This is a genomic window from Roseomonas sp. TAS13 (assembly GCF_001950415.1).
GTDB classification, from domain to species: Bacteria; Pseudomonadota; Alphaproteobacteria; order Acetobacterales; family Acetobacteraceae; genus Roseomonas; species Roseomonas mucosa.
The window spans coordinates 1-9,390 of record NZ_BDLP01000168.1; the positions used below are offsets into that span (position 1 = coordinate 1).

Consider the following 9,390-nt stretch of genomic DNA (forward strand, 5'->3'; position numbering starts at 1 on the left):
GCGCTGTCCCCGGCGCCTGCCCGGCTTCCCCCGGCACTCCCCCTGCCGGAGCAGCCGGTCCCGCCGGGGCCTCTCGCCGCCCGCGACCCCGTGGCCGCCCCAGCGGAGCCGTGGCGGTCCTCCAATCCGCCTCTGCCGGTCCCGGCCGTGGAGCCGGAGGCAGCAGGGCCCCGTCCTGAGGCCCGCTCCCTGGCCACCGAACCGGCCGCGTTGGCGCCGGCCGGCATTCCGGACGGGCCCAGGGCCGAGCCTCCGGACAGGGTGGAGCCGGCTCCGGCCAGCGTCCCTCGCGCACCGGCGGCGCCAGCCAGGGCGAGGATCGCCATGAGGCAGGGCGGCAATCTGCGAACCCAGCCGCGGAACCAGTCGCAAGTCCTGCGCGTCCTTCCGCGTGGCACCGCCCTGTCCGTCTTCGGGGAATCTCCGGGCGGCTGGTATCAGGTGGGTTCGGATCAGCCCTGGGGATGGGTTCATGGAAGCCTGACGGACAGGCCGCGTTAGCGCCGGGCTTCCGGGTTCCAGCCCTGGACAGCCGACGTCCCTGGAAGCTGGACCCGGGCAGGCGATCCGGAGAACACGGAAGTCCGGGCGAGGGAGCGCTTCCTGTCCCCCCTGCCCCGCGAGGTGACCGCGTTCCGGCCAGGAGCCATGGCCCATGATTGGGCCAGATCCTGCCGCTTCCTGAATCCGGAGCGACCGGCCCAGCTTTCCGGTCCTTTATTTGTTCGCTTATAGGTAGTGGAACTGAATAGCGCATGAACAGCATGCAATAAATGAACGGGAGTTTAAGGAAAAAGCCCTGGGATTCGGCTATTAATGGAAATTACACCTGGATTTTTTAAGGGGGTTCCAATGAAATTCTTGCGGGGGCAAGACGTTGGATCTCAATATTCTGGTAAGGGGCCAGTCCAATGCTGAGCTCCTGGCGCTCAACTTCGGTGGTTCGGCCAAGCTGAAGCAGGCGGTCGAGGCACTTCTCAGCTTCGATGGCGTGCAGAACCAGGTCCATATCCTGGCCGGGCCGCTCAGCGCCTCGGACAACTCGGCCACCACCATCCAGGGCGCCACCGGCTTCCTCGGCGACTGGCTGAAGGCGGTGAACGGCGACTGGCGGCAGGGCTGGACGACCGGCACGGTGGAGCAGCGGCTGCTGAACTACGTCCAGGGCCTTTCCGCCGACCTGCGGGACAATCCCACCACCGTGCTCTGGCTGCACAACGAGACCGACAGCCTGACCCTGCAGCACGACATCCAGAACGGCAGCCTCACCACGGCCAGTGCCGCGGCGATGTGGGAAAGCGCGGTCCGCTACGATGCCGCGCTGCTGCGTGCGGCCTTCGGCAGCTCGGCGCTGGACATGGCCTATGACTTCGTCAGCGCGATCCCCTATCGCAGCTACGCCCCCGACGGTCTCCAGGCGATCCGCGCGGTGATGGAGAAGCTGGCCGCCGATGCGGGCTTCAACGCCGCGATCGCAGCCCGGGCCCTCGACCTGGACATGAGTTTCGACAACCTCGACGCCAATGCGGCCACCACGGAATACGGCGGCGGGCACATGTCGGCCGGCGATGCCGCGCTGGTGATCCAGCGCGCCGCGCTCAGCATCGCGGAGGGCTGGTCGGAATATGCCCTGGCGGGCTCGCCGGTCGCGCGGGCGCTGGGCAACATCGACAACGAGGGGCCGGAGGTCATCTGGGCGCGCCGGATCGGCGCCACCAGCCTGACCGTCGATGTGCAGCATGACGGCGCCCATGCCTTCGCCGCCCTCGGCGGCGCGGCGGCCTCCGGGCTGGGCTGGGCGGTCCGGCTGGCGGACGGCACCTCCATCGCGGCCACGCACGCCACCGTCGTGGACGGCGACACGCTGCGGCTGGATTTCGCGTCGGACCTGCCGCTGACGGGCGGGACGCTCCACTATGGATGGGGCTATGGCCGGCTCGCCGATGGCAGCGGCCCGGGCCAGGGCAACGCGGTCTATGACGACCGGGGCCTGCCGGTCTGGACCCCCGCCACCGGCGTGGCCGTCGCCACCGGAGCCTTGCAGGCCCTGTCCGTCACCCAGGATGCGGCGGGCCGGAACGTCGCCGCCCTGCACGCGACCGGGCTGCGGGAGGTCCAGGTGAGTGACGCCAGCGGCGGCGTGACCATCCTGCACGGCAGCACCGCCTATCATGCGGCGGCGCTGGATGTCGTCGCGCTGACGGACGGAAGGCTGGTCTTCGACGTGGATGACGCGGCAGCGCAGGTCGTCCGGCTCTACAAGGCGGCCCTGAACCGGGCGCCGGACCCGGGCGGGTTGCAGCACCACATCGCCTTCCTGGCGGCGGGCGGCAGTCTGGAGACCCTGGCGCACAACTTCCTGGCCAGCGCCGAGTTCCAGGCGGGGGGCGCGACCGGCGCGGCCGGCAGCCTGGCGCGGATCGAGAGCAACGTCTACGGAACGGCATCCGCCAGAATCGCCTCGCTGTCCGCCTTCTCGTCGGATGGGCTGGAGCAGGCCCTGATCTCGATCTCCGAGGGGCGGGAGAACCGCGCCAATACCGCCGGCCAGATCGAGGCGGGGATCTGGATTCCCGACCAGACGGCGGTGCCCATCGCCCGCCTCTACGACGCGGCCTTCGGGCGCCTGCCGGACCGGGGAGGTCTCGAGAACTGGGTGGCGGCGGTGAAGGGGCAGAAATTCACCTTCGCGCAACTGCCGGATCTGTGGCTGACCACGCCGGAGTGGAACGCTGTGCACGGGCAGCAGAGCGACGAGGCCTTCGTCAGCGGACTCTACCACACCGCCCTGCACCGCGAACCGGATGCGGGTGGCTACGCCCATTTCCTGAGCCTGCTGGAAACCCATTCCCTGTCGCGGGGCGGCGTGCTGCTGGCGGTGTCCGAGAGTGTGGAGCACCAGATGCTGACCAAGGCGAACACCGGCAGCGACGGTGTCCACAGCGGCATCGCCTTTGTCTGACACCGCCTTGTCCCTCGGGACGGTGCAACGCCCGGTGCGCGAGGCACGGTCACCGCGGGACGGTGGCGGACGGCAAGGCCGCCACTCATGCAACGATGAGGCCCTGCCCCGGTGGCGGCCGGATCAGCTTTCCGCGGGCCGCAGCTTCCGCACCACCTCGTCGCTTGGCAGCAGCTCGCGCCCGTCGACATAGCGCCAGTCGGCCATGACGCCGGCATTGCCCTTCAACGCCGTCCGTCCGACGAAGACGCCCAGCGTGCTCTGGTGGTCGATGGCGCGATAGCCCACCTGGCCAGCGGGCGTGGCGAATTCCACGCCGCGGAAGCCCGCCACCAGCTTGTCGGGATCGAGCGCCCCGGCCCGGGCGATGCCGGCGGCGATGGAGTGGATCAGCGAGAAGCCGACCAGCGAGCCGCACATCGGCTTGGCCTTGTACTTCGCCCGGTACGCCTCGGCGAAGGCCCTGTGCGCCGGGGTGTCGACCGCCTCGCCGGGATAGCCGGTGACGATCCAGCCCTCCGGCGCCTCGTCGCCCAGCGGGTCGAGGTATTCGGGCTCGCCCGTCAGCATGGAGGCGACGCCGCGCCCCTCGAACAGCCCGCGCGTGTTGCCCTGGCGCACGAAATTCGTCAGGTCCGGCCCGAACAGCACGTTGAAGAGGCCTTCGGGCTTCATCCCCTCCAGCGCCTGCACCGTGGCGCCGGCATCGATGCGGCCCAGCGCAGGCCACTGCTCGCCCACGAACTGCACGTCCGGCCGCCTGGCCGAGAGGATCTGTCGGAACCACTTCACCGCCGACTGGCCGTATTCGTAGTTCGGCGCCACCGTCACCCAGCGCTTCGCCGGGAGCTTCGCCGCCTCCTCCGCCAGGATGGAGGCCTGCATATAGGTGGAGGGGCGCAGGCGGAAGGTGAAGCGGTTGCCCTTCTCCCAGACCATCGCATCGGTCAGCGGCTCGCCCGCCACGTAGAGGCGACGGTTCTGCGCGGCGTACTCGCCCAGCGCCAGCCCGACATTGGACAGGTAGGCCCCGGCCAGCACATCCGCCTTCGCCTCGTTCAGCAGCTCGCCCGCGAGCCGCACGGCATCCTGCGGCTTGCCCGCATCGTCGCGCGTGATCAGCTCCAGCGGCCGTCCGAGCACGCCGCCCTTGCCGTTGATCTCCTCCACCGCGAGATGCATGGCGTCGCGGTAGGGCAAGGTGAAGGCGGGCTGGGTGGTGTAGCTGTTGATCTCGCCGATCCGGATGGGCGTCGTGCCCTGGGCCCGGACCAGGCCCGGCCGCGCCAGGGTGAAGGCCGTGGCGCTCGCGCCCAGCAACAGGCGCCTCGTGAACTGCATCCTACCACTCCCGATCATGATGGACCGGCCCACCCGGCCGATCGCCCGGGCCGTCCGTCTTCTGCCGGAAGCCTCCGGCATCCCGGTGCCCAGGGTGATCGAAAACCTCCTCCGAGGCGAGGGCGGAGCCGGCCGCCGGGCGCAACGCCTGACGCCCGCTCCTCCCTCCGGGCAGAACGGGCCGGCACCCTGCTCAGACCGGATCGATCGCGCCCCGGCCGGAGAGCACGCCGGCGATGTTGTCCAGCGTGCGGAAACCCATGGCGTCGCGCGTGTCCACCGTGGCGCTGGCCACATGCGGCGTCAGGAAGACGTTCGGCAAGGCGGCGAGGCGCGTGTCGAAATCCGGTTCCTTGCGGAAGACGTCGAGGCCCGCGGCGAAGAGCTGGCCGGATTCCAGCGCCTCGATCAGCGCGTCCTCGTCCACCAGGGAGCCGCGCGCGGTGTTCACGAAGACGGCGCCGCGCGGCAGCAGGGCGAAGCGTTCCCGCGTCATCAGCGTGCCCGTTTCGGCGCTGGCGGGGAGGTGCAGGGACAGGATCTCCGAGCGCCGCAGCAGGTCATGCAGTTCCGCGACATATTCGGCGCCCTGCTCCAGCTCCGGCGGCAGGCGGCGGCGGTTGTTGTAGAGGATCCTCATGCCGAAGCCGCGCGCGCGCTGCGCCACGGCCTGGCCGATGCGCCCCATGCCGACAATGCCGAGTGTCCTGCCGCTCGGCCGCAGTCCCAGGAGGTCCGGCATGCCATAGGGCCTGCGCCAGCCCTCGCGCATCACCTGGTCGTATTCGCGCGCACGGCGGCTGGCGTTCAGGATCAGCATCAGCGCGAGGTCGGCGGTGCAGTCCGTCACCACGTCCGGCGCGTTGGTCACGACGATGCCGCGCGCCCTGGCGGCCTCCACATCCATGTGGTCGTAGCCGGCGCCGGGATTGGCGATCACCTTCAGCCCGTCCGGCATGGCCGCGGCATGGGCGGCGGTGAACTTCACCTTGGGGCCGGAGAAGAGGCCGGCGATGCGCTCCTCGCGGATCACGCGCAGCGCCGTGTCGGCATCCATGTCCGCCTCGGTGACGATGGCATCGAACATCTCGCGGGCGCGGGCGGCGACGTTCGGCGGCACCCGGCGGGCGACCAGGACACGCGGCCTGCCCTGGGCTGACTGATCCTCGGTCATGATTCGTGCGAGTCCTTTTCGTCAGGGGAGGCCGGGCGCGGGGCAGGGGGGCAACGGTCCGCTTCCGGGAAGGCCACGGCCAGGGAGCGCAGCGCATGGGCGCGCATCAGACGCTCGGCCTGTTCCGCCTCGCCGGCGGCGATGGCATCCAGGATGGCCAGGTGCTCCTCCAGGGCGAGGCGGATCTCCGCCTCTCCGGCCAGGACGCGCCGGCTGCCGACGTGGAAATAGGCGCGCAGGGCCTGCAGGCTGCGGATCAGGAAGGCGTTGCCGGTGATCCGGTGCAGGGCGGTATGGAAGGCGTCGTTGGCCCCGGCCAGCGCGGCGCGGTCGCCCTGATCCGTCGCGGCGCGGATGGCGCCGAGCCGCTGCTCCAGCACCCGCAGGTCGGCCGGACCCACCCGGCGGGCCGCCAGCGACGCCGCGGCACCTTCCAGCGCCGCGCGGATGCGGCCCATTTCCGCCAGCCTGTCGCTGTCCAGGGCGGACACGAAGGTGCCGCTCTTGGGGCGGGTCTCCACCAGCCCTTCGCCTTCCAGGCGCCGCAGCGCCTCGCGCACCGGCTGGGCGGAGATGCCCAGTGCGGCGGCCAGGCGGCGCTCGGACAGCTTGCTGCCGGCGGCGAGGCTTCCCTCCACGATGGCATCCCGCAGCCGCACATAGGCGCGCTCCGCGAGGCTGGGCGTGGCTTCGATCTCCAGGGGGATCGGGGCGGCGGGCGGCATGAATCTACAATATCAGTCGGGCAGTTTCTGTCACCAGCCTGCCGTGTCGCTCGCCCTGCTCAGCCCTGGCCTTCCATCAGCTCCTGGATGCACCGCGCCAGATCCGCCTGCCGGAAGGGCTTGTGCAGAAGCGGGTATTCCTTGGGCAGCTTGTCCAGTTCGGCATAGCCGGTCACCAGCAGCACCGGCATCCGGGGGTGGGAGGCCTTCACCGTGGCGGCGAGCTCGGCCCCCGACATCAGGGGCATCGCCAGATCCGCCACCATCAGGTCGATCTCCTCGTCCTCCAGCGTGCGGAGGGCGGTGGGGCCGTCCCCGGCCTCCAGGATCTCGTGGCCGAGCTCCTCCAGGAAGGTCGCTGTCACCTCGCGCACGGCGGGGTCGTCATCCACCACCAGGATCCGCAGCGGCCGCGTCCGTGGCAGCGGCGTGGTGCCGGCATGGCCCTGCTCCGGACCCAGGCGGTCGGAAAGCGGCAGGAACAGCTCCACCAGCGTGCCCTGCCCCGGTCCGCTTTGCAGGCGGATGCCGCCGCCGGACTGGCGCATGAGGCCATAGACCATGGATAGGCCCAGCCCCGTGCCCTTGCCCACCTCCTTGGTGGTGAAGAAGGGCTCGAAGGCATGGCCCAGCACCTCCGGCGCCATGCCGGCGCCCGTGTCGCGCACCGAGAGCGCGGCATAGTCGCCGGGCTTCAGCTCCGGCACGCTGCCGGGCTCGACCCTGGCGCGGCGCGTGCCCAGGGTCAGGACCCCGCCTTCCGGCATGGCGTCGCGGGCGTTGATGCACAGGTTGAGAAGCGCCAGCTCCAGCTGCCCCGGGTCCACCAGGACCGGGGCGAGATCCGGGGCGAGGTCGTGCTCGATGCGGATCAGCCCGCCCAGGGTGCGGCCGAGCAGGTCCTCCATCCCCTGTACCAGCTCGTTCGCATCCACCGGCCGCAGGTCGAGGTCGCGCTGCCGGCTGAAGGAGAGCAGCCGCTGCGTCAGCCCGGAGCCGCGCTCGGCGGCGGCGATGGCGTTGCGGAGCTGCCGCTGCTGGCGGGACCCCTCGGGCGCGGCGCGCAGAGCGAGCTGCAGGTTGCCCAGGATCGCCGTCAGCAGGTTGTTGAAGTCGTGCGCCACCCCGCCCGCCATGGTGCCCAGCGCCTGCATCTTGTCCGCCTGGCGCAGCCGGGCCTCCAGGTTCCGGCGCTCGGTGATCTCGTGCTCCATGGTCACGAGGAAGGCGGGCGCGTCCTGGCGGATCACCGGCACGCGGCTCACCGAGAACCAGCGCGTCTCGCCCTCCTGGCGCTCCTCCTCCACGACCTCGGCGGAACCGCGCCGGTGCAGCGCCTCCGCCTCGATCCGCGTCAGCGCCTCGGCGGCCTCGGGGGGCAGGAAGTCCTGCTCGCGCCGGCCCAGGCTTTCCGCCACGCTGCGGCCCATCGATTCCGCCTTGGCCACGTTCAGCCGCACGAAGCGGCCCTGCGCGTCCTTGAAGGAGAGGCGGCCGGGGGAATTGTCCAGCAGCCCGTGCAACAGGCTGCGCTCGGTCTCCAGCGCGCGCGCCAGGGCCCAGCGGTCATGCGCGCTGCCCACCAGCCCGCGCAGCGCCACCGGGTCCCAGGGCTTGGGCGAATAGCCGGCGATGCGCCCCTTGTTGAGCGCCGAGACCACCGCGTCGAGATCGGCGTAGCCGGTCAGCAGCAGCGCCTCGGCATGGGTGATGTCGCGCGCCCGGGCCAGCATCTGGTCGCCGGTCATGCCCGGCATGCGCTGGTCGGACAGGATCACCGAAACGTTCGGGTCGTGCTGCAGCAGCCGCAGCGCATCGGTGGGCGAGGTGGTGGCGAGGACGTCGTACTCGTCCTCGAACAGGTCCTGCAGCGCGGTGACGATCTCCGCCTCGTCATCCACCAGCAGGATCGTGCCCCGGTGGGCGCCCCGGCGGGCATCCGGCCGTGCCGGGCCGCCCGGGCCGTGCGACGGAGGGCTGCTCATGTGGTGGCCCGCAGCGGCACGCTGATGGTGAAGCGGGCGCCGCCTTCCGGCGAGGTTCCCACGGCGATGTGCCCGTCATGCGCGCGCACGACGTTGTAGGCGATGGCGAGGCCGAGCCCGGTGCCGGAGCCGATCGGCTTGGTGGTGAAGAAGGGCTCGAAGATCCTCTCGCGCAGCTCCTCCGCCACGCCGGGGCCGGTATCGGCGATCTCGATCACGTACTGCCCGTCCGACTCGCGCGTGGCGATGGTGATGGTCCCCTGGTCCTCGATCGCATCCGCCGCGTTGCCCACGATATTCATCACCACCTGATTCAGCAGGGCGGGGGAGCAGAACAGCTCCGGCCTCGCATCGAACTGGCGCCGCACCACGATGCGGTTGGACAGCTTGTGCGTCAGCAGCGCCACCACCGTCTCGATCGTTTCCGGCACGTTGAGCGTCTGGAAGCCGCTATCCTCCAGCCGCGAGAACTTGCGCAGGTTCAGCACCAGGTCCTGGATGCGCTTCAGGCCCAGCGTCATGGAATGCGAGCGCTGCAGCCCCTTCTCCACCAGCGCCTGGGCCTCCGCCTGCCCATCGACATGCGGGCCGAGCCGTTCCAGCACGCGCTCGACCGTGCCCTGGTGCGCCAGGATGAAGGCCAGGGGGTTGTTGATCTCGTGCGCGATGCCTGCCACCAGCTCGCCCAGCGAGGCCATCTTGGCGGCCTGCACCAGCTTGGCCTGGGTGTCGCGGAGCTGGCGGTTCGCTTCCTCCAGCTCCGCATTGGCGCGTGACAGCGCCTCGGCCAGCGCGGCCCGGGCCTCGGCGGCGGCGGCCTCGGCCCGCGCATGGGCCAGGGCCAGCTCCCGCCCGCGCAGCTCGGCATCGATGCGGCGGTTCTCCTCCTGCATCAGCCGGCGGCGCACCACGGTGCGGATGCGCAGCCGGATCGCCTCGGCGCTGGCGGTGGCCGAGACCAGGTCGTCCGCCCCGGCCTCGAAAACCTGGGACAGCATCTCCCGCCCCGTGCTCTCGTCGTTGCCGAGGCCCACGATCTGGAAGGACGGCCCTTCGCCCGGCCCGCTGCGCAGGGCGTTCAGGCGGCGGCACAGCGCCACGCCGTCGAAGCCCGGGCTCAGCATGGCGATCACGACGCAGTCCCAGGCGACGCCTTCGGCCTGCACGGCGGCCAGCGCCTCCTCCGGCCCGGCGACGGCATGG

7 protein-coding genes are annotated in these 9,390 nt (G+C 71.0%); 2 read left to right on the top strand and 5 right to left on the bottom strand.

Annotated elements, in window-relative coordinates; all coding sequences use genetic code 11:
* Positions 1-324 precede the first annotated feature (324 nt).
* Entirely contained in the window at positions 325-501 is a 177-nt protein-coding gene (locus tag ROTAS13_RS28615; protein WP_083755528.1) for an SH3 domain-containing protein, read from the top strand.
* Positions 502-877: 376 nt separating this feature from the next.
* Complete coding sequence (locus ROTAS13_RS13740; protein ID WP_075822618.1) at positions 878-2,962, top strand: DUF4214 domain-containing protein; 2,085 nt, start codon at positions 878-880, stop codon at positions 2,960-2,962.
* Between the two features lie 123 nt (positions 2,963-3,085).
* On the opposite strand, the gene ROTAS13_RS13745 is transcribed toward ROTAS13_RS13740, so the two are convergent.
* The 5 genes from ROTAS13_RS13745 to ROTAS13_RS13765 form a co-directional block, all read right to left on the bottom strand.
* Positions 3,086-4,303: an ABC transporter substrate-binding protein gene (locus ROTAS13_RS13745; RefSeq protein ID WP_075822619.1), complete on the bottom strand. Its 1,218-nt coding sequence runs from the start codon at positions 4,301-4,303 to the stop codon at positions 3,086-3,088.
* Positions 4,304-4,496: 193 nt separating this feature from the next.
* Positions 4,497-5,477: a D-glycerate dehydrogenase gene (locus ROTAS13_RS13750; RefSeq protein WP_058390370.1), complete on the bottom strand. Its 981-nt coding sequence runs from the start codon at positions 5,475-5,477 to the stop codon at positions 4,497-4,499.
* Positions 5,474-6,202 carry a GntR family transcriptional regulator gene (locus ROTAS13_RS13755; protein WP_075822620.1) on the bottom strand — a complete coding sequence of 243 codons (729 nt, stop codon included), beginning with the start codon at positions 6,200-6,202 and terminating at the stop codon, positions 5,474-5,476. Before ROTAS13_RS13755 ends, ROTAS13_RS13750 begins: the two co-directional genes overlap by 4 nt.
* Positions 6,203-6,261: 59 nt before the next feature.
* Entirely contained in the window at positions 6,262-8,187 is a 1,926-nt protein-coding gene (locus tag ROTAS13_RS13760; RefSeq protein WP_058390368.1) for a response regulator, read from the bottom strand.
* The coding region (locus tag ROTAS13_RS13765) for an ATP-binding protein (RefSeq protein WP_075822621.1) at positions 8,184-9,390 on the bottom strand (1,207 nt) is incomplete at its 5' end. The genes ROTAS13_RS13765 and ROTAS13_RS13760, both read right to left, overlap by 4 nt.

Bases quoted from the DNA above. Each gene is read 5' to 3' on its own strand.
- ROTAS13_RS28615 (WP_083755528.1), top strand. From the start codon at position 325: ATGAGGCAGGGCGGCAATCTGCGAACCCAGCCGCGGAACCAGTCGCAA.
- ROTAS13_RS13755 (WP_075822620.1), bottom strand. From the start codon at position 6,202: ATGCCGCCCGCCGCCCCGATCCCCCTGGAGATCGAAGCCACGCCCAGC.
- ROTAS13_RS13745 (WP_075822619.1), bottom strand. From the start codon at position 4,303: ATGCAGTTCACGAGGCGCCTGTTGCTGGGCGCGAGCGCCACGGCCTTC.
- ROTAS13_RS13750 (WP_058390370.1), bottom strand. From the start codon at position 5,477: ATGACCGAGGATCAGTCAGCCCAGGGCAGGCCGCGTGTCCTGGTCGCC.
- ROTAS13_RS13760 (WP_058390368.1), bottom strand. From the start codon at position 8,187: ATGAGCAGCCCTCCGTCGCACGGCCCGGGCGGCCCGGCACGGCCGGAT.